This window comes from Actinosynnema pretiosum (genome assembly GCF_002354875.1).
Lineage (GTDB): Bacteria > Actinomycetota > Actinomycetes > Mycobacteriales > Pseudonocardiaceae > Actinosynnema > Actinosynnema auranticum.
Genome location: NZ_CP023445.1, coordinates 2,530,622 through 2,554,650, shown reverse-complemented (window position 1 = coordinate 2,554,650; position 24,029 = coordinate 2,530,622). Strand labels below are relative to the sequence as shown.

General features: G+C 74.3%; 17 protein-coding genes. 7 read left to right on the top strand and 10 right to left on the bottom strand.

What is annotated here, in order from left to right:
* The first annotated feature begins 180 nt into the window (after positions 1 to 180).
* Entirely contained in the window at positions 181 to 675 is a 495-nt protein-coding gene (locus CNX65_RS11550; RefSeq protein WP_096492782.1) for a histidine kinase, read from the top strand.
* Between the two features lie 286 nt (positions 676 to 961).
* On the opposite strand, the gene CNX65_RS11545 is transcribed toward CNX65_RS11550, so the two are convergent.
* Complete coding sequence (locus tag CNX65_RS11545) at positions 962 to 1,837, bottom strand: EamA family transporter (RefSeq protein ID WP_096492781.1); 876 nt, start codon at positions 1,835 to 1,837, stop codon at positions 962 to 964.
* Positions 1,838 to 2,053: 216 nt separating this feature from the next.
* Here CNX65_RS11545 and CNX65_RS11540 point away from each other — a divergent pair, with 216 nt between their 5' ends.
* The 4 genes from CNX65_RS11540 (at position 2,054) to CNX65_RS11525 (ending at position 7,236) form a co-directional block, all read left to right on the top strand.
* A complete protein-coding gene (locus CNX65_RS11540) occupies positions 2,054 to 2,668 on the top strand; it encodes a GTP pyrophosphokinase (RefSeq protein ID WP_015801097.1) in 615 nt (204 codons plus the stop codon).
* A gap of 211 nt (positions 2,669 to 2,879) precedes the next feature.
* A complete protein-coding gene (locus CNX65_RS11535) occupies positions 2,880 to 4,565 on the top strand; it encodes a DEAD/DEAH box helicase (RefSeq protein WP_096492780.1) in 1,686 nt (561 codons plus the stop codon).
* Positions 4,566 to 4,739: 174 nt separating this feature from the next.
* Entirely contained in the window at positions 4,740 to 6,278 is a 1,539-nt protein-coding gene (locus CNX65_RS11530; RefSeq protein ID WP_096492779.1) for a pyridoxal phosphate-dependent decarboxylase family protein, read from the top strand.
* Positions 6,279 to 6,288: 10 nt separating this feature from the next.
* Positions 6,289 to 7,236, top strand: a complete 948-nt coding sequence (locus CNX65_RS11525; RefSeq protein ID WP_096492778.1) for a P1 family peptidase — start codon at positions 6,289 to 6,291, stop codon at positions 7,234 to 7,236.
* 10 nt (positions 7,237 to 7,246) lie between these two features.
* Here CNX65_RS11525 and CNX65_RS11520 read toward each other — a convergent pair whose 3' ends face one another.
* From CNX65_RS11520 to CNX65_RS11510, 3 genes are all read right to left on the bottom strand, one after another.
* Complete coding sequence (locus tag CNX65_RS11520; protein ID WP_157767592.1) at positions 7,247 to 10,594, bottom strand: hypothetical protein; 3,348 nt, start codon at positions 10,592 to 10,594, stop codon at positions 7,247 to 7,249.
* 164 nt (positions 10,595 to 10,758) lie between these two features.
* Positions 10,759 to 11,976 carry a GGDEF domain-containing protein gene (locus CNX65_RS11515; RefSeq protein WP_232519791.1) on the bottom strand — a complete coding sequence of 406 codons (1,218 nt, stop codon included), beginning with the start codon at positions 11,974 to 11,976 and terminating at the stop codon, positions 10,759 to 10,761.
* A gap of 373 nt (positions 11,977 to 12,349) precedes the next feature.
* On the bottom strand, positions 12,350 to 13,549 hold the full coding sequence (locus CNX65_RS11510; protein WP_096492776.1) for an MFS transporter: 1,200 nt from the start codon (positions 13,547 to 13,549) through the stop codon (positions 12,350 to 12,352).
* A gap of 228 nt (positions 13,550 to 13,777) precedes the next feature.
* Here CNX65_RS11510 and CNX65_RS11505 point away from each other — a divergent pair, with 228 nt between their 5' ends.
* Positions 13,778 to 14,524: an aminotransferase class IV gene (locus CNX65_RS11505; RefSeq protein WP_096492775.1), complete on the top strand. Its 747-nt coding sequence runs from the start codon at positions 13,778 to 13,780 to the stop codon at positions 14,522 to 14,524.
* Between the two features lie 43 nt (positions 14,525 to 14,567).
* Here the strand turns inward: CNX65_RS11505 and CNX65_RS11500 are convergent, their stop codons facing one another.
* Positions 14,568 to 15,017, bottom strand: a complete 450-nt coding sequence (locus tag CNX65_RS11500) for an Lrp/AsnC family transcriptional regulator (RefSeq protein ID WP_015801088.1) — start codon at positions 15,015 to 15,017, stop codon at positions 14,568 to 14,570.
* The gene (locus tag CNX65_RS11495; protein ID WP_096492774.1) at positions 15,014 to 16,144 is read right to left on the bottom strand and encodes a M24 family metallopeptidase; all 1,131 of its coding nucleotides are present in this window, start codon (positions 16,142 to 16,144) and stop codon (positions 15,014 to 15,016) included. The genes CNX65_RS11500 and CNX65_RS11495 overlap by 4 nt, the downstream gene beginning before the upstream one ends.
* A gap of 106 nt (positions 16,145 to 16,250) precedes the next feature.
* Here CNX65_RS11495 and CNX65_RS11490 point away from each other — a divergent pair, with 106 nt between their 5' ends.
* On the top strand, positions 16,251 to 17,195 hold the full coding sequence (locus CNX65_RS11490) for a 5'-3' exonuclease (protein WP_096497734.1): 945 nt from the start codon (positions 16,251 to 16,253) through the stop codon (positions 17,193 to 17,195).
* Between the two features lie 440 nt (positions 17,196 to 17,635).
* On the opposite strand, the gene CNX65_RS11485 is transcribed toward CNX65_RS11490, so the two are convergent.
* The 4 genes from CNX65_RS11485 to CNX65_RS11470 form a co-directional block, all read right to left on the bottom strand.
* On the bottom strand, positions 17,636 to 18,931 hold the full coding sequence (locus CNX65_RS11485; protein WP_232519790.1) for a GNAT family N-acetyltransferase: 1,296 nt from the start codon (positions 18,929 to 18,931) through the stop codon (positions 17,636 to 17,638).
* Between the two features lie 200 nt (positions 18,932 to 19,131).
* Positions 19,132 to 19,818 carry a DUF4333 domain-containing protein gene (locus tag CNX65_RS11480; RefSeq protein ID WP_096492773.1) on the bottom strand — a complete coding sequence of 229 codons (687 nt, stop codon included), beginning with the start codon at positions 19,816 to 19,818 and terminating at the stop codon, positions 19,132 to 19,134.
* 138 nt (positions 19,819 to 19,956) lie between these two features.
* Positions 19,957 to 22,893, bottom strand: a complete 2,937-nt coding sequence (locus tag CNX65_RS11475) for a DEAD/DEAH box helicase (RefSeq protein WP_096492772.1) — start codon at positions 22,891 to 22,893, stop codon at positions 19,957 to 19,959.
* A 177-nt stretch (positions 22,894 to 23,070) separates the two neighbouring features.
* Positions 23,071 to 23,973, bottom strand: a complete 903-nt coding sequence (locus CNX65_RS11470) for a diacylglycerol/lipid kinase family protein (protein WP_096492771.1) — start codon at positions 23,971 to 23,973, stop codon at positions 23,071 to 23,073.
* Positions 23,974 to 24,029: the final 56 nt, after the last annotated feature.

The following is a 24,029-nucleotide window of genomic DNA, read 5'->3' as shown; positions in this document are numbered from 1 at the left end:
GGGGGTGGGTCCACCCGTAGTAGGTGGCGTGGAAGGTGTGGTGTCGCCTTCGACCGCTCCGAGCCGACGAGCCGCCGAGGACACGGTCCGCTCACGTCCCTGCCCCGCGTGGGTGACAACGGTCGAACGCATGGCACCATCTGGCGCACACGCGCCGGACGCTGGCGAGGAGGGATCGGTGTGAACGCCAAGACCGAGCAGGTCGACGACATCAGGCTCGTCGCGTTGCCCACGGCCGTCAACGTCGCGGAGATGTTCGTGCGCTTCTCGCTGAGCGAGTGGCGGCTGTCCGCGATGCAGGACGAGGCGGGCCAGACAGCGCGCAGACTCGTCGCCGCGGCGGTCGAGGTCGCCGACCAGTCGCAGCCCGGCTTCCTGCTGGTGCGCCTGCGGCTGACCGGCCAGCACCTCGCCGTCGAGATCGAGGCCGACCGCGTGGCGATGCCGCCGGAGCTGGCCGGGTCGCGGGCGGGCCTGGTGGACCTGACCGTGGGCGGCAGGCTGGCGTGGTGCGAGCTGGGGCTGCCGTCGGGGATGAACGCCTCGTCGGTGCCGCTGCCGCGCCGCGAGCCGAGGCGCTCCCCCGCCGCCGAGCGGTTGGGCGACGAGCCGGACGTGGATCCGGCGGTCATCCAGCGCATCCTGCACGGGCTGGGCGGTCAGCACGGCGAGTAGCCGGGCGCCCCGAGCACGAGCCGACGCGACGAACCCCGCCGTGACTTCCGTCACGGCGGGGTTTCGCTTCGCCAGGGCCGGAGACCCCTGGCGGCCCGGTGCGCGGGGCCGTGCGACCGCCCCGTCGACCGGTCCCCTCCCGCGTGCGATCCGCGCCCGCCCCGTGCCTGGAATGACCTCGCGCATTCCACCGGCCGGGTGACGCGCCTTTTCCGGGCGCGGGTCGCCAGGCCGCGCCGAATTCCCGCCCCCGAGCCGGGGGAATTCCTTCGGCCGGGGTTTTCCGTCAGCCGGTCGTGATCGTTTCCGGGGTGCGGGGCGCGCGGGTGAGGGCGGCGAGCGCGACGGCCAGCACCGCCATGCCCGCCCAGGACACCCACGGCAGCCGCTCCCCCACCACGACCACGCCGAGCACGGCGGCGACGGCCGGTTCGGCGAGGGTGAGGGTCGTGGCCGCGGCGGCGGTGGTGCGGCGCAGGCCGTAGCCGAACAGCAGGTAGGACAGGAACGTGGTGAGCACCGCGAGGTGCAGGACCACGGCCAGGCCCGCCGTCGAGGCGATCCACGAGACGCCCGCGACGAGCAGCACCGGCAGCACGAGCGCCGAGGCCCCGCCGAACACGACCCCGACGACGGCCCGCGAGGGGTGGCCGAGGGCGATCAGGTGCGCGCAGACGGCGGAGTAGGCGGCGTAGGAGAGCCCGGCGACGACCGCGAGGGCGACGCCGAGCGGGTCGATCCGGGTGTCGCCCGCGCTGCCGCCCAGGACCAGCAGCGCGCAGCCGAGGACGGCGGTGAGGGTGAGGGCCGGGCGGGCGCGGGCGCCGAGGACGATCGGGGCGGTGGCGAGGGCCACGGTCGTGGCGACCGCGACGCCGGTGCGGGCGACCGCCGGGTAGAACGCGAGCGCGTAGCCGGCGACGGTCACCGAGCCGAGCAGCAGCAGCCGCCGGTCGGCGCTCTTGGCGACCGCTCTCGCCCCGGTCCCGGCGAGCAGCAGCAGGAACCCGCCCACGACGAGCCCGGCCGAGCCGACCGCGATGGCGGGGGCGGAGGCGGGCGCGAAGGAGCTGGCGGTGCCGGTGGTGCCCCAGAGGGCGCAGGCGGCGAGGATCGGGAGGGGGCCGTGCAGGGGGTTGTTCGGGCGTGCGGGGAATGGCACCGGTGTCGTTCTCCGTCCACATCGACCGTCGGGGGATGGGGGCGGGCGCGCGAAGTGCCCGGCCGACCGCTCGGGGTCGGCGCGGTGACGTGCTCGGCCTGGTGGCGTGGCCCGGCCCCGCTGCGCCCGGTCAGGCGCCCGGAGGCGGGAGGACGACGTGCCAGTGCGTGTTCACGATCCCGATCGTAGCCGAGGGGGCGAAGGTATCCTCAGATCATGGAAATCGACGTCGCGGACGGACTGCGGCGGTCCCTGGTGGTGTACAAGTTCGCGCTCGACGAGCTGATGACGAAGCTCCGCATCCTCAGCGAGGAGTTCGACCTCGTGCACCGGCACGACCCGATCGAGCACATCGCGCAGCGGGTGAAGCGCCCCGAGGCGATCCTGGCCAAGCTGCGCCGCAAGGGCCTCCCGGAGGACCTGGACCTGGCGGGCGAGCACCTGGACGACGTGGCGGGCGTCCGCGTGATCTGCCCGTTCGTGTCGGACGTGTACCGCGTCGCCGCGATGCTCGGGCGGCAGAGCGACGTGGAAGTGCTGCTGACCAAGGACTACATCACCACCCCGAAGCCGAACGGGTACCGGAGCCTGCACGTGATCGTGCGGATCCCGGTGTTCCTGTCGGACCAGGTCGTGCACGTCAAGGTGGAGGTGCAGCTGCGCACCATCGCGATGGACTTCTGGGCCACGCTGGAGCACAAGCTGCACTACAAGTACGACCGCCAGGTCCCGGCGGGGTTCGTGGAGGAGCTCACGCGGACGGCGGCGATCGCGGCGGAGCTGGACGAGCGGATGCAGGCGCTGCACCACGTGGTGCAGCGGGGGGAGTGAGCCGGTCCCCGCGCGCCCGGACGCGGACCGCGCCTAACACCGGGTAGTCGCCACCTAGCACCCCGTGAACGCTGGTCGCCCCAACGACCCCCACCCGATTTCACCCACCCGTCACGACAACGCCACGCGCACCTCACCTGCACACTCCCCTCAGGAGCTAACCCCCACCCCACACCGCGCGCTTCCACGGCGATCGGCGAGACTTGACCTCATGACCGACGCGCCCGACGACGACAGGACCAGCTTCGCCGACCTCGGGCTCCGCCCCGAACTGCTGCGGGCGCTCTCCGGACTCGGCTACGAAGAACCCACCCCCATCCAGCGCGAGGCCATCGGGCCGCTGACCGAGGGGCGTGACCTGCTCGGGCAGGCCGCCACCGGGACCGGCAAGACCGCCGCCTTCGCGCTGCCCGTGCTCGAACGCCTCGCGCAGGTCGAGAAGCGCGGCGACGCGCCGTTCGCGCTCGTGCTCGTCCCCACCCGCGAACTGGCCGTGCAGGTCTCCGAGGCCGTGCACCGCTACGGGCGCGAGCTGAACGCCCGCGTGCTCCCTATCTACGGCGGCCAGCCCATCGGCAGGCAGCTGCGCGTGCTGGAGCGCGGCGTCGACGTCGTCGTCGCCACGCCCGGACGCGCCGTGGACCACCTCGGCCGGGGCACGCTGAACCTGGAGGACCTCCAGGTCGTGGTGCTGGACGAGGCGGACGAGATGCTCGACATGGGTTTCGCCGAGGACCTGGACACGATCCTGGCAGAGACCCCCAAGCAGCGGCAGACCGTGCTGTTCTCCGCCACGATGCCCCCGCGCATCGACAAGCTGGCCCGCCAGCACCTGACCGAGCCCGCCCGCATCACCATCAACCAGGAGCGCGCCGAGCCCGGCGAGGCCCCGCGCGTGCGCCAGGTCGCGTACGTCGTGCCGCGCGCCCACAAGCCCGCCGCGCTCGGCCGGGTGCTGGACGTGGAGGCCCCGACCGCCGCCATCGTCTTCTGCCGCACCCGCGACGAGGTCGACCAGCTCACCGAGACCCTCAACGGTCGCGGCTACCGGGCGGAGTCGCTGCACGGCGGCATCAGCCAGGAGCAGCGCGACCGGGTGATGGCGCGGTTGCGCAACGGCACCGCCGACCTGCTCGTCGCCACGGACGTGGCGGCGCGCGGCCTGGACGTCGAGCAGCTCACGCACGTCGTGAACTACAACGTGCCGTCCGCCCCCGAGTCCTACGTGCACCGCATCGGCCGGGTCGGCCGCGCGGGCCGCGAGGGCGTGGCGATCACGCTGGCCGAGCCGCGCGAGCACGGGATGCTCAAGACGATCGAGCGGGTCACCAAGCAGCGGATCACCATGGAGAAGGTCCCCACGGTGGCCGACCTGCGGGCCCGCAGGCTGGAGCTGACCCGCGCGGCGCTGCACGAGAGCCTGCTGGAGGACGACCTGGAGCGCTTCCGGGTGGTCGTGGAGTCGCTGTCCGACGAGTTCGACGTCATGGAGGTGGCGCTCGCGGCGGTCAAGCTCGCGCACGAGGCCAGCGGCGCGGCGGCGGACGAGGAGGAGATCCCCGAGGTCGCGCACCGCCCCGACCGGGGCCGGGGCGGCGCCGCGGGGGGCGACGGGCAGCGGCGCGAGCGCCGGGTCCGGCCGCCGACGGCGGGCATGACGCGGCTGTTCGTGGGCGCCGGGCGCAGCTCGGGCATCCGGCCGCAGGACATCGTGGGCGCGATCGCGGGCGAGGCCCGGCTGCAGGGCCGGGACATCGGCGCGATCGAGATCACCGACCGGTTCTCGCTGGTGGAGGTGCCGGAGAGCTCGGCGCAGCACGTGATCACGGCGCTGCGCGGGGCGACCATGAAGGGCCGGAAGGTGACCGTGCGGCGGGAGCGCGACGCGCAGCGCTGACCCGGAGCGGCGGTAGCGGGGCGAGGCGGACGGGACGCGGCGGGTGGGTTCACCGACGAGTGAACGCGCCTGTCACCCGGACGTGCCCCTCCGCCGAAGCCGCGCACCGGTGAACCCGCAACGGCGCAGGTCACCGCGGCCCCACCACCCCCACCCCGGCCTACGCTCGGACCGGTGGACGACCGAGGACGCCCCGAGGCCCCCGCCCCGGACCTGACCAGCGATAACGCGGCCGGCAAGCACGCGGGCGGGCAGGACCCGTTCGAGCAGCCCCCGATCCCGCCGGACGCCGCCGGTCGCGGCCCGGTCGACAACGCCGCCGCCGCGCTGGAGCTGGTGGCGCGCGCGGCGGCCCCGTTCCTGGCCGGGCTGGACGACCGCCCGGTGCACCCGCCAGGCCGCGACCGCCTGATCGACGAGCTGACCGGCCCGCTCCCCGAGGACGGCGACGGCGCGCTCGTCGCGGTCGCCGAACTGCTCCGCGTGGGGACGGCAGCCGCCACCGCCACCGCGGGCCCGAGGTACTTCGGCTACGTCGTCGGCGGCGCCACCCCCGCCGCGCAGGCCGGGGACTGGGTCGTCTCGCTGCTCGACCAGCCCGCGGGCCTGTGGCCGACCTCGCCGCTGGCCGCGGGGGCCGAGACCGTCGTGCTGGGCTGGTTGAAGGACCTGCTCGGGTTCCCCGCCTCGCACGGCGGCGTGCTCACCCCGAGCGCGACGTTCGCGAACCTGACCGGCCTGGCCTGCGCGCGGCAGTGGTGGGCCGCCGAGCACGGGGTGGACGTGGCCGCCGACGGCCTGGCCGGGCTGCCGAGGATGCCGGTGCTCTCCAGCGGCTACGCGCACGCGAGCTGCCGCAAGGCCCTGCAGGTGCTCGGCTGCGGCCGGGACGGCGTGCGGCTGGTGGCCCACCCGGACGGGAGCCTGGACGTCGACCGGCTGGACCGGGAGCTGGCCGACTCGGGGCCCTCGGTGCTGATCGGCACGGCGGGCGAGGTCGACGCGGGCCGGTACGACCCGCTCGACGAGCTGGCGGACCTCGCGGAGCGGCACGGGGCGTGGCTGCACGTGGACGGCGCGTTCGGCCTGTTCGCCGCCGCCTCGCCGCGCACGCGGGGGCTGGTGCGCGGGGTCGAGCGGGCCGACTCGGTGGCGGCGGACTGCCACAAGTGGCTGAACACCCCGTACGAGAGCGGGTTCGCGCTGGTGCGCGACCGGAGCGCGCTGGGGCGGGCGTTCGGCTCGTGGAACGCGGCCTACCTGCCGGAACCGGACGACACGCGGGTCGACTACAACACGCTGGGCCCGGAGTCCTCGCGCCGCGCGCGGGCGCTGCCGCTGTGGGCGGCGCTGCGCGCGTACGGGCGGGCGGGGCACCGGGCGGTGGTGGAGCGGCACCTGGAGCTGGCGCGGCGGCTCGGCGGGCTGGTGGAGGCGGCGGACGACCTGGAGCTGCTGTCGCCGGTGACGCTGTTCGTCGTCTGCTTCCGGTACCGGCCCGCCGGGGTGACCGACCCGGCCCGGCTGGACGCGCTGAACCGCTCGCTCGGGGCGGCGCTGGCCGAGGACGGCCGGGTGCACGCGGGGACGACGGTGCACCGGGGCTCGGTGGCGCTGCGACCGGCGATCGTGAACTGGCGGACCCGGCCGGAGGACGTGGACCTGCTGGTGGCGGTGGTGCGGGAGCTCGGGGCGCGGGTGGCGGCTCGGTAGCATCGCGCCGGTGCGCAACGCGATCACCGACGTCCCCGGCGTGCTGGTCGGGCACGTGACGCGGATCGGCGGGGGCTTCCTCACCGGGACCACCGCCGTGCTGCTGCCGCCCGGCAACCTCGTCGTCGCCGACGTGCGCGGTGGTGGGCCCGCGACGGTGGACACGGCCGCCGTGGACGCGCGGTACGGCGGGCGGGAGGTGCCCGGTGTCGTGCTGACCGGGGGCAGCGCCTTCGGGTTGGCCGCCGCGCGCGGGGCCGCCGCCGAGCTGGGTGGTGGGGTGGTGCCCGGCGCGGCGCTGTTCGACCTCGGGCGCGGCGGGGACTTCGGGGCGCGGCCGGACGCCTCGTTCGGGGCGCTCGCGGTGCGGGCGGCCTCGGTGGAGGCGCCGCAGGGCAACGTCGGCGCGGGCACGGGCGCGCTCAACGTGGCGCTCAAGGGCGGACTCGGGACCGCGAGCGCGGACCTGGGCGGCGGGGTCGTGGTGGGCGCGATCGCGGCGCTCAACGCGGTCGGGCCGTCCTACGCGCCCGACGGGCTGCCGCTGGCCGCCGGGCTGGGGCTGCCCGGCGAGTTCCCGAGCGCGATCCTGGACCCGGCGGTGGCGCCGGCGCCGCCGGCGCCACCGCCGTTCAACACCGTCATCGGCGTCGTCGCCACCAACGCGGCCGTGCCGCCGTTCGCCCTCGCCGCCGCCGCGCAGGACGGGCTGGCGCTGGCGGTCTCCCCGGCGCACGGCACGGCCGACGGCGACACCGTGTTCGGCGCGGTGACCGGCGCGCGCCAGGCCCCGCCGGACGAGGTGCTGCGCGCCGCGTCGCGGGTGTTCGCCCGAGCGCTGGTCCACGGGCTGCTGGCCGCCGAGCCGGTCACCACCCCGCGGGGGCGCCTCACCGCGCACCGGGAGCTGTTCCCGCGCACCCGCGCCGCCCACCGCGCCGCCCACCGCGGCGCGTGAGCGCCCCAGCTCACCGCGCCGACCACCGCCCGGCCACCGCCCCGCCCCGCACCCGCTGCGCGTACGGCGTCGACACGTACCCGACCAGGTCCAGCACCCCGCCGGTCTGCCGGTCGACCTCCCGCCCGAACGCCAGCATCGAGTCGTCGATCCGCCCCATCAGCCACGCCAGCAGCAGCACCACCACGTCCGACAGCACCCCGACCTGCACCGGCATGTCGTCGCGCCGCCCGGCGGTCACCGCGCTCGCGAAGTCCGTCATGCCCCGCTGCGTCAGCTCCGCCGACCCGATCTCGATGGCCCGCTTCATCGAGTCCACGACCAGCGGCACCAGCGCCTGCCACACGTCGCGCTCCACGACCTCGCACACCAGCCCGCCGCACAGCGCCGTCGTCCACAGCGCCCCGGCGTCCCCGGCCCGCACCGCGCCGACCGCCAGGTGCGGCAGCAGCTCGGCCCCGCGCTCCAGCGACCCGCGCGCCACCAGGCCCTCCACCGCGCTGCGGTAGTGCCGCAGCGCCTCGGCGTGCTCGCCCCTCCTGGTGAGCAGCCGCCCGGTCTCGTCCTGGAAGCGGGCGAACTCGCCGGGCGCGTCCTGGTGCTCGGACAGCGACAGCCCGGCCTTGGTGTAGCTCAGCGCCGCCGCCAGGTCGCCCCTCGCCTCGTGGCAGCGCGCCAGCTCCCCTATCACCCGCAGCTCCGTGGCCGGGTCGCCCTGGGCGCGCACCAGCTCCAGCGCGTCGGTCCCGGCCTCTATGGCGCCGTCCGGGTCGCCCAGCTCGCGCCGCAGCGCGCACTCGTCCACCTTGAACGCGGTCTGCCGCACCCGGTCGCCGCGCACGGCCGCCAGGTCGTGGCCGATGACGGCGTGCTTGAGGGCGGTGTCCAGGTCGCCGGTGCGGCGGCCGAGGTCGTTGAGCGAGGAGCAGGCGTGGAACTCGGTGTCCCGGTCCCCGGCGGCGACGGCCGCCCGGTACGCCTGGGACGCCAGTCTCAGCGCCTCCTCCGGTCTGGGCTCCAGCGCGGCCATCCGCAGCAGCACCCCGGCCCGGTCCGGTCCGGCGTCGCCGTAGGACGCGCTGCGCCCGTAGTCGGCCAGCGCGGCGCCGTGGTCGCCGCCGTGCTCGTGCAGCGCGCCGGTGCGCTCGTAGCGGGCCGCCCAGCGGCGGTCCGCCTCGGCGGGGGGCAGGTCCAGCGCGGGCAGCGCCTTGTCGATCTTCTCGACGACCTCGGCGGCGTCGGACAGGTCGCCCGCGAAGGACAGCTCGTCGAACAGGGTGTCCACGTAGGCCTCGGTCCCCGAGGCCGGGGTCGTCTCGGCCGCTCTGCGCAGTGCACTCATCTCCCGGTGGACCACCTTCCGCAGCACTTCCTCGCCGCCGTGGTCCACGCCCGCCAGCAGGGCGCACCCGGTCAGCGCTGACTCTCCCTCACCGGGTGCGCCCGCGCGCCACCGGTCCAGCCTCCCGTTCGCGGTTCCCGCGTACAGGTAGGAGCGCTCGATGCCGCCGGGCAGCCCGGTGTCCACGACGGCGCGCGCGGCGGGCACCTCGCCCGCGGTGAGCCTGCGCACCACGACGCGGGTGAAGTCGGCCGCCAGGTCGGGCGGGATGCGCCACAGCGCGCCGACGTAGCCGCGCGCGCCGACCCGCAGGTACTCGCGCGCCTGGTCGGTCCACGACAGGCAGGAGTTGTTGAGCACCACGGGCTGGTGCGGCAGGTCGAGCGCGTGGGCGACCAGCCACGGCGGCAGCGGGCTCCCGTCGAGCAGGGCGTTGCCCTCGGCGTCGTGCGCGTTGACCGCCAGCACCTCGACGGGCAGGTCGGCGGCGAGGGCGGCGACCACGGGCAGCGCGGTCTCGGCGCCGGTGAGCACCACCGGGTGGGTGACGTGGGCGGCCCGGTCGGCGGGGGCTGCGGGGAAGCCGGGGTCGACCAGGAGGGCGAACGCGCCGCGCGGGCGGCAAGCGCCTTCCCGGTGCAGCTCGGTCAGCACGACCAGCGCCGGGTCGGTGGTGACGTGCCCGATGGGCTTGCGCGCCCAGCTTCCGGTGGCGGTGCGCACGAACGGGTAGGGCAGGCCCGCGGTGAACGCGGTCAGCCGCCGCTCCCCCACCGCGTGCACGGCGTCGGCGGGCACCTGCGCGGTGACCACGGACTCGACCGCCGGGTAGGGGTCGTGGCCGCCGGTCGACAGGTAGCGCCACAGCGCCTCGCCGACCGCGATGCCCTTGACGGCGTCGCCTATCGCGCTGGCGGCCTCGGTGACCCGCGCCTGCTCCTCGGCGACGACCCGGCCGACCTCGTCCAGGTCCGGCTGGGGCGTGGTGACCAGGCGGGCGCCCCGGTGGTGGGCGTAGCAGGCGGCGACCAGGTCGTCGGCCTCGCCGGTGGTCTCCACCAGCACGGCCTCGTCGCCGGACTCGGGTCCGGCGGCGGCGAACCGGTCGCCCAGCGGGTCGGCGCGCTCGGTGAAGCGCAGCGCGGACCCGGTGCGCAGCGCGGTGTACAGGGCCTGCGCCGGGTCGTCGCCGGGCGCGGCCTCCAGCACCTTGGCAGGTTGCCGCCCCTCGCCGTGCAGCAGCGCCCACACCTCGTCGGTGAGGTCCTCGCCGAGCAGGTCGGGCTTGAGCAGCCGCACGTGCTCCATGCCGTCGAACACGTGGGCGGCCTGCGGCGGCGGGTCGGCGAGCACGACGGCGCGGCGCACGCCGGTGGCGCGCATGAGGTCGGCGAGCAGCGAGTTGCGGTTGTTCCAGGAGCGCAGCGGGCCGGTGTCGGGGCCGGGGGCGTCGAGCTCGTCGTCGTGCTCGCCGGGCAGGGCGTGCCTGCCGCCCGCGGGCGGCGGGCGGTCCAGGGCGACGACGGGGGTGAAGCGGTCGCCGGGCAGGCAGGACACCACGACGGCGGCCTCGCGCGCCTGGTGCGCCCGGCACACCACGACGGTGTCGGACACCGCGTACTGGGGTTCGCTGACCACCTCGACGTCGATCTCGGCGGGCCCGGCGGGCAGCGCGACGACCACGCCGTCCTCGGTGGCCGAGACCTGACCGGTGGAGGTCACCCGCACGGAGGTGCCGGTGGGCAGGGCGAACTGGACGCCGTCGCCGTCGACGGAGGCGTCACCGGGGACGTGCAGCCGCCACTCGACCGGTTCGGCCAGGTCGTAGCGCTGGCGCAGCACGGCGCGCAGCGGGTCGCCGTGGTCCTCGGCGACCGCCAGCTCGCGGGTGCCCACGTCTATCGACAGGGCCTCGGCGAGGGGCAGCGGCGGTTTGCCGTGCGCGTCCAGCAGGACCGCCCGCACCAGTCCGGTGGAGAAGCGGAAGCGGATTCCGTGCGGCGGTCCAAGATCCACGGCTCACATACCCTCTGGCAGGTGGCGGGCGTCCACAGCGGCCTCCGTGCGACGTCCGAACGAGTGGTGGCTGGCAGAACGTACGCCACGCCGGTCACGATTGAGTCGCGCGGACCACCAACCGGAGGTGAATCCGCGTGATTGCGGGGCGGTGGGCCCCCGGTTCAGCCGCCCTGATCGCTGCGGACCGAGGGCACCGGGTGGCTCCAGGCCGCCCGGCTCTGGTCCCGGCCGAGGCGTTTGGCCTGGTAGAGGGCCCCGTCGGCGGCGGCGAGGAGACCTTCGACGGTGTCCTCGGGCACATCCGGCCACACGGCCACCCCGACGCTGACCGTGAGGCCGCGCACGGGGCCCGCGCCGGTGCCCAGCAGGCCCACGCGGCAGCGGGCGCGCTCGGCGATGGCCATCGACTCGTCGCGGCCCGCGCCGGGCAGCAGCACCACGAACTCCTCGCCGCCGAACCGGCCGACGCTGTCGCCCCGGCGCACCGACTCGCGGATGACGTCGGCGATGGAGCGCAGCACCTCGTCGCCGGTCTGGTGGCCGTGGGTGTCGTTGATGCCCTTGAAGTGGTCCACGTCGATCATGAGCAGGCCCAGGGAGTCGCCGCGCTGGCGGGTGCGGTTGAGCTCGACGCGCGCCTGCAGGTGCCACGCCTCGGCGTTGAGCAGGCCGGTCTTGGCGTCGGTGCGGGCGGCCAGCTCCAGCTGGTGGATCAGCACGGTGCGGTGCAGCGCGACGGCGGCCACGACCATCGGGAGCGCGAAACCGGGCCACCAGGCCACGGCGAGCGCGACGAAGAACGCGAGGCTGAGCTGGGCGGCCTCCAGGAGGTTGTCCAGGGGGCCGCCGAACAGGTGGGTGCGCGCGCCGGTGGTGAGCACGATGACGCCCGCGACGAGCGCGGTGTTGACCGTCCAGTAGACCGAGCCCGCCCCCATCAGCCCGAGCAGGTCCCAGGGGCCTTCGAGGTGGCCCGCGGCCAGGCTCTCGCGCAGGCCGGTGGCGGTGGCGACCACGTTGGCGGCGAGGGCGACCAGCAGCATCATCGCGGCGGTGAACACGCCCCGGTGGGGCGGGCGGAACGGGTCCCAGCGGCCGACCACCCACCAGCGGTGGGCGTAGAGCACGACCACCAATACTCCGACCAGGGGTGGCGGGAGCAGCAGGGAACCGGCGAATATCCAGATGCTGCACAGGTCGAGGTGCGGCAGACCGGTCGCGTCCCTGCGGGCGCGCTCGATCCAGCGGGAGAAGACCAGGTGCAGCGCTGCGCAGGCGAGCAACACCGCCAGGACGACCCAGTCGTGCCTGGTCGTCGGCTGGCGCGTCGTCGCGGCGGCGGCCACGGCCAGCAGGGCGAGCAGGTCCACCGAGAGCACGTAGCCCAGCGCGCCCCTCGGAAGGGACCATAGTGACCAGCTTCGTCCAACCACGGTTCCCTCGCGCCCGTCCACACCGGACCCCCCGGTTGGTGACCGGCTGGAGCGTCACGGTAACCCTGGGGCGAACGGGTGTCATCCGCTGGTGGGGTGACACGGGTTCTGGGAGGTGATCGCGGTGCGCGAGAAGATCTGGTGATCCCGGTTCCCGACCTGCCCGGTGCGGCCAGTGGAGGAGGTGCTCGGTCATGCGCGAGAAGATCTGGTGAAGACGGTGGGGTTGACGCCCCGCCGCGGTGCGGTCCCCCGGCGCGCCCCATGTGCCCGGTGACCGGTGAGCCCGGCCGCGCGCCACGCGCGCGCGGCCGGGCGTTCAGCCCTCGGCGAGCTGCTCCAGCGGGCCCAGCGCCATCCACCGCGCGGTGACGGCGGCGGCGGCGAGGACGCCGACCCCGGCGGCGATCGCGATGGCCGTGGCGGCCGATCCGGTGGCCGTGGCGAGCAGGCCACCACCGGCCACGCCGACGCCCTGGGCTGCGACCAGGCCGCTGCGGGCGAACCCGAGGGCCTGCCCCCGGCGGGCGTCCGGGACCAGGCGGACGAAGGTGGCCCCGGCGGTCACCTGGTAGGCGCTGAAGACGCCGCTGAGGGCCAGGAGGGTGACGGCGCCGAGCAGTCCGGGGTGCAGCAGGTAGGCGACCAGCGGCAGGGCGGTGGCGACGGCCAGAAGGCCCAGCAGCCGCACCCGCCGTTCGGTGGGCAGGTAGCGCAGCAGGACGGTGCCCAGGACCATCCCGGCGGGGTCCGCGGCGAGCAGCACCCCCACCCCGGCGGCCCCGGTCCCGACCTCGTCGGAGAACGGCGCGGCCAGTCCCTCGGGCACCACGGTGAACAGCGCGAGCCACCCGAGCAGCACCAGCAGCCGCAGTCGCGGGGTGCGCCAGACCAGCGCCGCGCCTTCGTTGATCCGCAGCCGCGTCGTCCGCGCGGAGGCGGGAGCCGGACGCGCCTCGAGCCCCAGCCGCAGCAGCAGCGCGGAGATCGCGAACGTGGCCGCGTCGGCGGCCAGCGCCCCCGAGGTGCCCAGCCAGTGCACCGCCAGCCCGCCCCCGGCGAAGCCGAGCAGCAGCCCAGCCTGGTGGGTGATGAGGTGGACGGACTGCCCGGCCTCGTACCTGTCCCCCAGCACCGCGGGGAGCAGCGCCCCCTGGGCCGCGGCGAACGGCGGCTCCGCCAGCTGCGCCAGGACCAGCAACGCCGCCACGAGCGGCAGCGGCACGCCCGGCAGCGCCATGACCGCGAGCACGACGGCCCGCAGCAGATCCGCCACGACCATCACCGTGCGGCGGGGGTACCGGTCCGCCAGCCCGGAGAACAGGACGCCGGAGAACAGCGCCGGGAGCATGGTCAGCGCGTAGGTGAGGGCTGTCCACGCGGCCGAGTTGGTGCGCTCGAACACGAGCACGGACAACGCCACGCGAGCGAGCTGGTCGCCGAGCGTGGACAGGACCGCCGCGCACCACAGCACGCGGAACTCCGCCACCCCGAAGACCGCCCGGAAACCCGTCGCCATAGCTCTCTCCCGCCATCCCCCGCTGTCGCCGTCGCCGAAGCCGGAACCGGAGCCGGGGCCGGAGTCGGGACCGGTTGGCGGCGCCGGTAAGCCGGACACGCTACAAGGAAGGACGACGGGGGGTGATCGGTTCGCGACCAGCCGCGCTGGGGGGATGTTGACGGTTCACCGTTCCGGCGGGCCCCCGCCCCGCGAACGCCCCCGCGGCGCCCCGCCTAGAGTCGGCCGGTGCGCAGGATCGAGGTCGACGGCGTGGCCGCCACCGCCCAGGACATGGCGGGCCTGTTCGGCAACTACGGCCACTTCACCGCGTTCCAGGTGAGGAACGGCCTGGTCAGAGGCATGGACCAGCACCTGGACCGGCTGGCCGAGGGCAACCGCGAGCTGTACTCCCTGGACCTGGACCGGGACCGGGTGCGCGCGCTGGTCGCCCGTGCCCTGCGCGGGGTGGGCGACGCGTCCGTGCGCGTGGTGCTGTTCGGCGTCGACGCGCCCACCACCCTGGTGTCCGTGCGCGAGCCCAGGGAGCCGCCCGAACTGCCGCAGTCGCTCCTGCCCGTGGAGCACGTGCGCCCGCTCCCGCACGTGAAGCACCTGGGCGGTTTCGAGCGCGCGGTGCACCACCGGGCCGCCCGCGAAGCCGGCTTCGACGGCGCCCTGCTCATCGGCGGGGGCGGCCTGGTCGTCGAGTCGGCGGTGGCGAACATCGGCTTCCTCACCGGCGACGAGATCGTCTGGGCGGACGGCCCCTGGCTCCACGGCACCACCATGCGCCTGCTGGAGGAGCACGCGCCCTCCCGGCGCGCCCCGGTGCGCCTGGCCGACCTCGGCGCGCACGACGGCGCGTTCACCGCCAACTCGTGGGGCGTGGCCCCGGTCCACCGCATCGGCGACGTCCGCTACCCGGTGGGCCGGGCCTTCGAGCGCCTCAGAGCCACCTTCGCCGCGATCCCCCAGCACCCCGTCACCCCCTGACCCCCGCCGCCCGAACGGGCTCGCACGGCGGGGGCGGGGCCGCTCACACCGCGGGCGGCCGGTCCTCGTAAGGCGTGGACAGCACGACCGTGGTCCGCGTCGACACGTTCGCCACCTCCCGGATCTGCCGCAGCAGGTCCTCCAGCGCCTTGGGCGAGGCCACGCGCACCCGCACCAGGTACGACGAGTCGCCCGCCACCGAGTAGCAGGCCTCGATCTGCGCCAGGTGCTCCAGCCGCTCCGGGTAGTCGTCCGGGGCCGCCGGGTCGATCGGCGTCAGCGAGATGAACGCGGTCAGCGGCAACCCGACCTCGTCCCCGTCCAACCGGGCCGCGTACCCCTTGACCACCCCCCGCTGCTCCAGCCTGCGCACCCGCTGGTGCACGGCCGACACGCTCAGGCCGACCCGCTCCGCGAGGTCGGTGAAGCTGCACCGCCCGTCCGTGGACAGCTCGCGCAGGATCGCCCGGTCGATCGGCTCCAGGTTCGTCACGCCTCAAGCACCACCAGCTCGTGCGGCCGGTTGTTCAACCGCTCGGAGCCGCTCCCGGTGGCGATGACGATGTCCTCGATCCGCGCGCCCCACCGCCCCGGCAGGTAGATGCCGGGCTCCACGCTGAACGCCATCCCCGCCTCCAGCGGCAGGTCGTTGCCCGCGACGATGTACGGCTCCTCGTGCACGTCCAGCCCGATGCCGTGCCCGGTCCGGTGCACGAAGTACTGCCCGAACCCGGCCGCGTCGATCACCTCGCGCGCGGCGGCGTCGACGGCCTCGCAGGTCACCCCCGGCCGCGCCGCGTCCACCGCGGCCTGCTGGGCCGCCTGGAGCACGGCGTACGTCTCCCGCACGTCCGCGTCACGCGGCTCACCGATCGAGTAGGTCCGGGTCGAGTCCGAGTTGTACCCCTCGGCCACGGGCCCGCCGATGTCGACCACCACCACGTCCCCGACCTCGATCACCCGGTCGGACAGGCTGTGGTGCGGCGACGCCCCGTTGGGCCCCGACCCGACGATCACGAACTCGGCGACCTCGTGCCCCTCGGCGACGATCGCGGCGGCGATGTCGGCCCCGACCTCGGCCTCGGTCCGCCCGGCCCGCAGCCACTCCCCGACGCGGGCGTGCACCCGGTCGATCGCCTCGCCCGCCTTGCGCAGCGCGGCGATCTCGGCCGCGTCCTTGCGCATCCGCAGCTCCCGCAGGATCGGCCCCGCGAGCACCTGCTCCCCGCCGATCGCGCCCCGAAGCCCCAGCACGTGCAGCGCGGGCGTCATGTCGGCCACCGCGGTGCGCGCGGTCCCCTTCAGCGCCTTGCGGACCAGCGCGTACGGGTCCTCGCCGTCCACCCAGGTGGCGACCTCCACCCCGAGCGCCTCCGTGGGGACGGCCGCGTACCCCGGCTGCTCCAGCTTCGGCACGACGAGCACCGGGTCCCCGCCGACCGGGACCACCAGACAGGTGAGCCGCTCGAACGAGGCCCCACCCGCGCCGATGAGGTAGCGCAGGTCGGAGCCGGGCGAGATGAGCAGCGCGTCCACGCCCGCGACGGCGGCGGCTGCGGTGGCGCGGTCCAGTCGGGAGCGCAGGGCTTCCACGTCCAGGGGTCCAACACGGGTCGACATGGGTGGCAAGCCTAGTCGTCCCCGCCGACTCCGCCCGCCCCACGACGATCAAGCCCCACCGCGCCGCCCCACCCCATCGTCGGTGGTCTCTGGCAAGCTCACCCCGGTGAGCAGCCCGCTCGTCCTGATGGACGCCGCCAGCCTGTACTTCCGGTCGTTCTACGCGCTCCCGGAGTCGATGACCGCACCGGACGGCACCCCGGTCAACGCGGTGCGCGGTTTCGTCGACACCATCGCCAAGATCGTCAACGACCGGAACGCCGCCAGGCTCGTGGCCTGCCTGGACGCCGACTGGCGCCCGGAGTTCCGGGTGGCCGCGCTGCCCTCCTACAAGGCCCACCGCGTGGCGGAGAGCGGCGACGCCGAGGAGGTCCCCGACACCCTCACCCCGCAGGTCCCGATCATCCTGGACGTCCTCGACGCCGTGGGCATCGCCACCGCCGAGGCCCCCGGCCACGAGGCCGACGACGTCATCGGCACCCTGGTGGCCCGCGAAACCACCGCCCCGGTCGAGGTCGTCACCGGCGACCGCGACCTCTTCCAGGTGGTCCGCACCACCCCGACCCCAGCAGGCGTCCTCTACCTGGGCCGGGGCTGGGCGAAGGCGGAACTGGTGGGCCCGGCGGAACTCGCCGCCAAGTACGCCCTCCCCGAGCAGAACGCAGGCCGCGCCTACGCAGACATGGCAGTCCTGCGCGGCGACCCTTCCGACGGCCTCCCCGGCGTGGCGGGCATCGGCGAGAAGACCGCAGCAAAACTCATCACCGAGTTCGGCTCCCTGGAGGCAGTCCTGGCAGCAGTCCACGACGGCCGCGACCGCAAGCTCACCACCAAGGCCCGCAACGCCCTGATCGCCGCAGAGGACTACCTGGCCGCAGCCCCCACCGTGGTCAACGTGGCCCTGGACGCCCCGGTGACCCAAGACCGCGACGACACCCTCCCCGCAACCCCCGCAGACCCGGACCGCCTGACCGAACTGACGAAGCGCTGGGGCCTGGGCAGCTCAGTCCCCCGCCTGCTCACCGCCCTGGAACGCCGCGCAGAACGCTGACGGCACAAGCCGCCCGCCTTGCGCTCGCGGGCTGACCACTTCGCGGACTGGCGGCTTCACGGGCTGGCGGCTTCACGGGCTGACCACTTCGCGGGCTGCAGGGCGAGCGCAGCGAGCCCGCAGCCACCCCATCCCGCGTCCCTCTTTCCCGTTTGGCCTGGCGAAGCCCGAGCACGCTCGTCAAGACGCCGCCGCACCGCCACGGCAGACCGCCCGAGCCAAACGGCGTCTTGACGAGCGTGCTTGCCTGAAAGGAGGCCACACGGGAAAGAGGGACCCGGACCACCGCAGGGGTAAACCGGACCACCCACGGAACGGCCACCGGCCGGCAGAGCCCGTCCCCCTCTTTTTTGGAGGTCTGCCCCGCCGGCGAGGCGTGCCCTTCAGCTCTTGATCTTCAGCCCTTGCCCTTCAGCTTGCCCCCTCAGCCACCCACGGGCTCAGAAGTACGTCCCGGCCCAAGCAACCTCACCAACCGCGAACAACCGATCAGCCCGCTCAACCGCGCCGGTCCCCTCCCCCACAACCTCAACCCGCCCAGCCGCAGCCAACGCCGCGAACGACACATCCCCCAGGTACACCGCCGCCAACTCGGCAACGTCCAGCACCACCTCAGGCGCGTCCTCCACCCGCTCAACCCCACCCCGAGAAACGCGATAACTCCCCGCGTTCTCCGGCAACACCGAATCCCGAACCCCAAGCACCACAGCCAGTTCAGCCGGGTCAGCCGGGTCAGCCAGGTCAGCCGGGTCAGCCCCCCCGCCACCACCCCCGCGCACCGCGTAAGCCCGCCGCCCCAACGCCTCCTCAACGTCGATCAACCTCAACCAGGTCTCATCCGACGTGCTCTCCCACCGACACCCACGCGGGTCGACCAGCAACAACTCCACCGGCTCGTCCAACGGCCTCAGGTGGGCCACCACCTCATCCACCAGGTCCACCCCCAGCAGGTACCGCCACAGGTCAGCCCAAGCGCGCGGCGTCCCAGCCCACAGGTCCAACACCGTCAACTCGGACTTCTCCGTGTGCGACCGCTCCACCCGGTACATCGCGAACCCGTCGTCCACCCCATCGGGCCCGGTCGCGATGACAACCTGCGGGTCCTTCTCCTTCTCCCGCTTCAGGTGCATCGACCACCACCCGTCCCACCGCCCGATCACCCCAGGCCGGCTCCCACTCCACCCCCCACCCAGGCCCCCACCCCGGACCCCCTCGAACAGCGCCCGCAACTCCTCCCCGTCCCCGACCTCCGAGACGGGCCGCACCCGAACCCGCCCCTCCACCCGCCCCCGAGGCACCGCCTTCACCCGGTTCACCCGCAGGTCACGCCCCCGAGTGGCGACCCCGTACCCGAACCGCCCGTAGATCCCACCCTCGGTGGCCCGCAACGTCGCCGCCACGTCCCCCATCTCCCGCAGCGACCGCAACTGCGTCCGCATCAACGCGCTGACCACCCCGCGCCGGGTCCAGTCAGCCCGCACCCCCACCCGGCTCACCGCCCCCATCGGCAGCACCGCACCCCCCGGCACCACCAGCGACGACGGGAACGACTGCGCCGACCCGATCACCTCGTCCCCGTCGAACGCGCCCAGCGCCCGCCCCGGAACGTAGGACTCGAGCAGCACCTCCCACATCTCGTCGTTGGCGGGACCGTTCAGCAGCGCCCTGCGGAACACGTTGTTCGCGGCGCGGTAGTGGGTTTCGTCGCCGAGCACCCGGATGTCGTGGTCAATCACCCGAGCATCCTCCCCCGCCACCCCCGCGCCCACTAATCAATTAGCCAGGAATCACGATGCCGAGCGCACGCCCGCCGGCAAAGCACCAACCCACCCACAAAAAACACCGAGGCCGTTTCCCGGTCATCGGGAAACGGCCTCGGCGAAGCAAAGCGACCTGGCACCGCGCCGCGCAGCGCAGCGCCGCGCAACACGCTGGATCAGCCCGTCGGCTGCCCAACCTCGTACTCACCGTCCGAGGTCTTGATGGTGATCTTCACCTTCTTGTCCGCGTCCCCGACCTTCACGTCGCACTCGAAGGTGGTGTTCGGCTTGACCTCGTGCTCACCGCTGCAGCTGGCGCTCTTCGCGTCGAGCTTGTAGTCGTCCTTGAGGACCTGCACGATCCCGTTCTGCACGGACGTGTTGTCCAGGACCTTCTTGTTGAACCACCCCGGCGTCACGAACCCGCCGATGCCCACGACCGCCACGATCAGCACCACGGCCGCCACAACGCCCCAGATCAGCCCGTTGGACTTCTTCGCGGGCGGCGGCGGCCCGTACTGCCCCGGCTGCCCGCCGAACTGCCCAGGCTGCCCGTACTGACCCGGCTGCCCGTAACCGGGCTGCTGCGGCTGCTGCCCGTACGGGTTGTTCGGGTCGAACCCACCGCCGGGCGTGCCGGGGTACTGCTGCTGGGGCGGGTAAGGCTGCCCCTGCGGCGCCTGCTGGCCCCACTGCTGCTGGTGCTGCTGGTGCTGCTGCGAGGGGTCCGGCTGCCCGTAACCGGGCTGCTGAGCGGGGAAACCACCCGACGGCGTGCCGGGGTACCCGCCACCGCCGTAGGGCTGCTGGCCCCACTGCTGCTGCGGGTCGTTCCCTCCGGACGGTCCGTACGGACTGGTCATGCTCGGCCTCCGGCGGTCGGTCTGGAACGGGAAAAGGACTATTTCGGACGTGCTGGCTTGCTCGCGCGATCAAACCACAGGATGACGCCGACTACGCAGCGCACCCCGCCAAACTTTGTCAGACCGTGGCCAACGCCGTCAGACCGTGGCCAGCGCGACCACACCACGACGCAGCGCGTCGACCGCCTTGCGGGCCGCCGCGCCCACCGGGTCGCCGCCGCCGACGACGTCCCTGATCTGGTCGAGGAAGTCGACGACCTGCCTGCACCAGCGCACGAAGTCACCCGCCCCCAGCTCGGTCCCACCCGTGTCGGTGGTCCCGAGCACCCGCTCCAGCGACTCGCCGCGCGCCCACCGGTACACCGCCCAGGCGAAACCGGGGTCGGGCTGCCGGGTGCGGTCGAGCCGGTGCCTGCGCTCGTCGTCCTCCAGCTCCGCCCACAACCTCGCGGTCGCGGTCATCGCGTCGGAGACCTTCCCCGGTGGCAGCCGCGTCTCCATCGGCCCGTCCCTGCGCGCCTCGTACACCAGCGACGACACCACCGCCGCCAGCTCCTCCGGCGCCAGCCCCTTCCACACCCCGTGCCTGAGGCACTCCGCCGCCAGCAGGTCGGACTCGCTGTAGAGCCTGGTCAACCGCCTGCCGTGCTCGGTGACCCGCTCCCCGCCCCTCCTGCCGGGCCCACCCGAGACGCGCTCCTGCCCAGCCCGCCGCACGACCCGCCGCTTCCTCTGCCCTGGCTCGCCCTCAGCGCCGCCCCCGGAAGCAGCCCCCTCAGAAGCGCCGCCCTCGGAAACCGCCCCCTCACCGGGAGCCTCGAACACAGCCCCGCCCTCGGACTCGGGCTCGTCCTCCACGACCTCCAGGTACCCGCGCTCCCGCAGCAACCCCCGGATCCGGTCGAACTCCCGCGCCAACGAGTGCGTCGTGGCCGCGACCTTCCGCTCCGTCTGCTCCGTCTCGGCCAGCAGCCGGTGGTACCGCTCCCCCCACCGGGCGTGCTCCTCGCGCTTCTCGCACCCGTGGCACGGGTGCGCCCGCAGCGCCCGCCGCAACGTCGCCAGCTCGGCGTCGTCGTCCGCCGTGGACCGCCGCTTCCGCGCGCTCGGCGCGACCAGCCCCGTGTTCCGCAGCGTCGCCGCCAGGTCCCGCCGCGACCGGGGCGACCGGGTGTCGACCTGCTTCGGCAGCCGCACCTTCCCCAGCACCTCGACCGGCAGCGGGAAGTCCGCCGAGGTCAACCGCCCGGCCCACCGGTCCTCGGTGACCACGAACGGCCTCGGCTCGCCCAGCGGCTCCAGCCCTGGGTCGATCACCACCGCCAGCCCGGTCCGCCGCCCGGACGGCACCGCGATGACGTCGCCCTTCCTCAGCCTCTCCAGCGACGCGGCGGTCTCCGCGCGACTGGCCGAGGTGTTCTGCCTGGCCAGCGCCTTCTCCCGGTCCGTGACCCTGCGGCGCAGCGACGCGTACTCCGTGAAGTCCCCGAGGTGGCAGGACATCGACTCCGCGTACCCGGCCAGCGCCTCCCGGTTGCGCTCGATCCGCCTGGCCAGCCCCACCACCGACCGGTCGGCCTGGAACTGGGCGAACGACTGCTCCAGCAGGTCGCGGGCGGCGGGCGCGCCGAGCCGGTGCACCAGGTTGACGGCCATGTTGTAGCCGGGCCGGAACGAGGAGCGCAGCGGGTAGGTGCGGGTGGACGCCAGCCCGCCGACCGCCTTCGGGTCGACGCCGGGCTGCCACACCACCACGGCGTGCCCCTCGACGTCGATGCCGCGACGCCCCGCGCGCCCGGTGAGCTGCGTGTACTCGCCCGGCGTGAGGTCGACGTGCGCCTCGCCGTTGTACTTGACCAGCTTCTCCAGCACCACCGTCCGCGCGGGCATGTTGATGCCGAGCGCGAGGGTCTCGGTGGCGAACACGGCCTTGACCAGGCCGCGCACGAACAGCTCCTCCACCGTCTCCTTGAACGCGGGCAGCAGGCCCGCGTGGTGGCTGGCGATGCCGCGCTCCAGCGCCTCGCGCCACTCCCAGTAGCCGAGGACCATCAGGTCGTCCTGGGGCAGGTCGCGGGTCTTCTCGTCGACGATCCGGCGGATGACCTCGACCTCGTCGGGCGTGGTCAGGCGCAGGCCGTACCGCACGCACTGGTTCACCGCCGCGTCGCAGCCCGCCCGGCTGAACACGAACACGATCGCGGGCAGCAGCCCGGCCGCGTCGAGCCGCTGGATGACGTCGACCCGCGACGGCGGCTTGAACCCGGTCGAGCGCGGCGGACGGCCGCCCTTGTTGCCCCGGCCGCGCGTCCACGGCACGTGGAAGCGGGCCAGGTCCTCGACCTGGCGCAGCAGCTGCGGGTTGATCTTGACGTGGGTGTCGGCGACGTCGTCGGCGAACAGGTCGAACATGCGCGGACCGGCCAGCATGTGCTGCCACAGCGGCACCGGCCGGTGCTCGTCCACCACCACCGCGGTGTCACCCCGGACGGTGACGAGCCACTCGCCGAACTCCTCGGCGTTGCTCACCGTGGCCGAGAGGCCCACCAGCCGCACCGATTCGGGCAGGTGCAGGATGACCTCCTCCCAGACCGGGCCGCGGAAGCGGTCGGCGAGGTAGTGCACCTCGTCCATGACCACGTAGCCGAGGCTGTTCAGGGTGGAGGAGCCCGCGTACAGCATGTTCCGCAGCACCTCGGTGGTCATGACGACCACGGGCGCGTCGCCGTTGACCGAGGTGTCGCCGGTGAGCAGGCCGACCTTGTCCTGGCCGTACCGGGCGCACAGGTCGGCGTACTTCTGGTTCGACAGCGCCTTGATCGGCGTGGTGTAGAAGCACTTCCGCCCCTCGGCGAGGGCGAGGTGCACGGCGAACTCGCCGACGACGGTCTTGCCCGCGCCGGTGGGCGCGCACACCAGGACGCCGTGGCCGTCCTCCAGGAACTCGCAGGCGCGCAGCTGGAACGGGTCGAGCTCGAAGGAGACCACCGAGAGGAAGTCGGTCAACTGGGGCCGGGAAGCGCGGCGGCGGGATTCCGCGTAGGCCTCGGCCGGGGACCGGGAAGCACTTGACACCCCTCCAGGCTGTCACAAGGGGCCGACAAAAGCTGGGGTCATTTTTTCCACGCGGGGTCGGCTGGGGGCGATCGTCCTGGTGAGGGGGGTGATGGCAGGGGTGAAGTCGCCGGAGGGCGGGAGGGGAGCGGCGTGTCCAGAGCGGACGGCGGTGGCGGTGGCGGTGGCGGTGGCCGGTCAGGCCCGCGCTGGAATACTGGAATCGGTCAGCGCTGAAGGAATAGTGCTCAGCGCACCGGGGACGCACGTCGCCGTCACCGGCAGGGCCCGCTGGCGCTCGCCGTCCGCGTAGGCCGTCCACGCGGGCCCGGCCAGTCGGATCGAGGACGCCCGGAACGTGTGCACCGCCGGGTGCGCCGTGTGGTCGCCGGTCCGCAGGGTGGGCAGCACCCGCAGCAGGGTCCGCCTGCTCACCGCCTCCACCACCGTGACGTCGAACAGCCCGTCCTCCGGGTCCGCCCAGGGGCACACCGGCACGCCGCCGCCGTAGCTGCCGGTGTTGCCGACCGCGACCAGCAGCGCGTTCACCCCGATCTCCCCCTTCGGGGTGCCCAGCAGCAACCTCCCCGGTCGCGGGCCGAGCAGCTCGGCGAGCAGCGCCAGGTCGTACCGGCGCGGCCCCGCGGGCCAGCGCATCCGGTTCGCGCGGGCGTTGACCGCCGAGTCGAACCCCGCGCACAGCACCGTCGCGAACCACCGCCCACCCCGCACCCGCCCCAGGTCGACCCGGCGCCGCTCGCCCGAGCGCAGCGCGGGGACCAGGTCCGCCGCCGACCGGGAGCCGAGCGCCCTGGCCAGGTCGTTCCCGGTGCCCGCCGGGATGACCGCCAGCGCGGTCGGGGTGCCCGCGCACGCCTGGAGCGCCACGTGCGCGGCGCCGTCGCCGCCCAGGACCACCAGCGCGTCGACGTTGGCACCCACCACCCGCTCGGCCATCGCGGCGGCCTCGGCCGTGCTGGTGGGGACCAGCAGGTCGAGGACGTCCACGGCCTCCCGCAGCAGGGCCGCGGTGGTGCCCGCGATCCGCGCGGCGGCTCCCCCGCCGGAGTTCGGCGACACCAGCAGGGCGGCTCTGGTCACGGCGGCGCTCCAGTCGGTCGGGGACGGCTGCCCACGCGGGACCTGAGCTTAGGAGC

What these genes read in the sequence shown, in the direction of transcription:
- CNX65_RS11510 (WP_096492776.1), bottom strand. Translation starts at nt 13,549, where the DNA reads ATGGCGACGGGTTTCCGGGCGGTCTTCGGGGTGGCGGAGTTCCGCGTG.
- CNX65_RS11495 (WP_096492774.1), bottom strand. Translation starts at nt 16,144, where the DNA reads ATGTCGACCCGTGTTGGACCCCTGGACGTGGAAGCCCTGCGCTCCCGA.
- CNX65_RS11540 (WP_015801097.1), top strand. Translation starts at nt 2,054, where the DNA reads ATGGAAATCGACGTCGCGGACGGACTGCGGCGGTCCCTGGTGGTGTAC.
- CNX65_RS11535 (WP_096492780.1), top strand. Translation starts at nt 2,880, where the DNA reads ATGACCGACGCGCCCGACGACGACAGGACCAGCTTCGCCGACCTCGGG.
- CNX65_RS11480 (WP_096492773.1), bottom strand. Translation starts at nt 19,818, where the DNA reads ATGACCAGTCCGTACGGACCGTCCGGAGGGAACGACCCGCAGCAGCAG.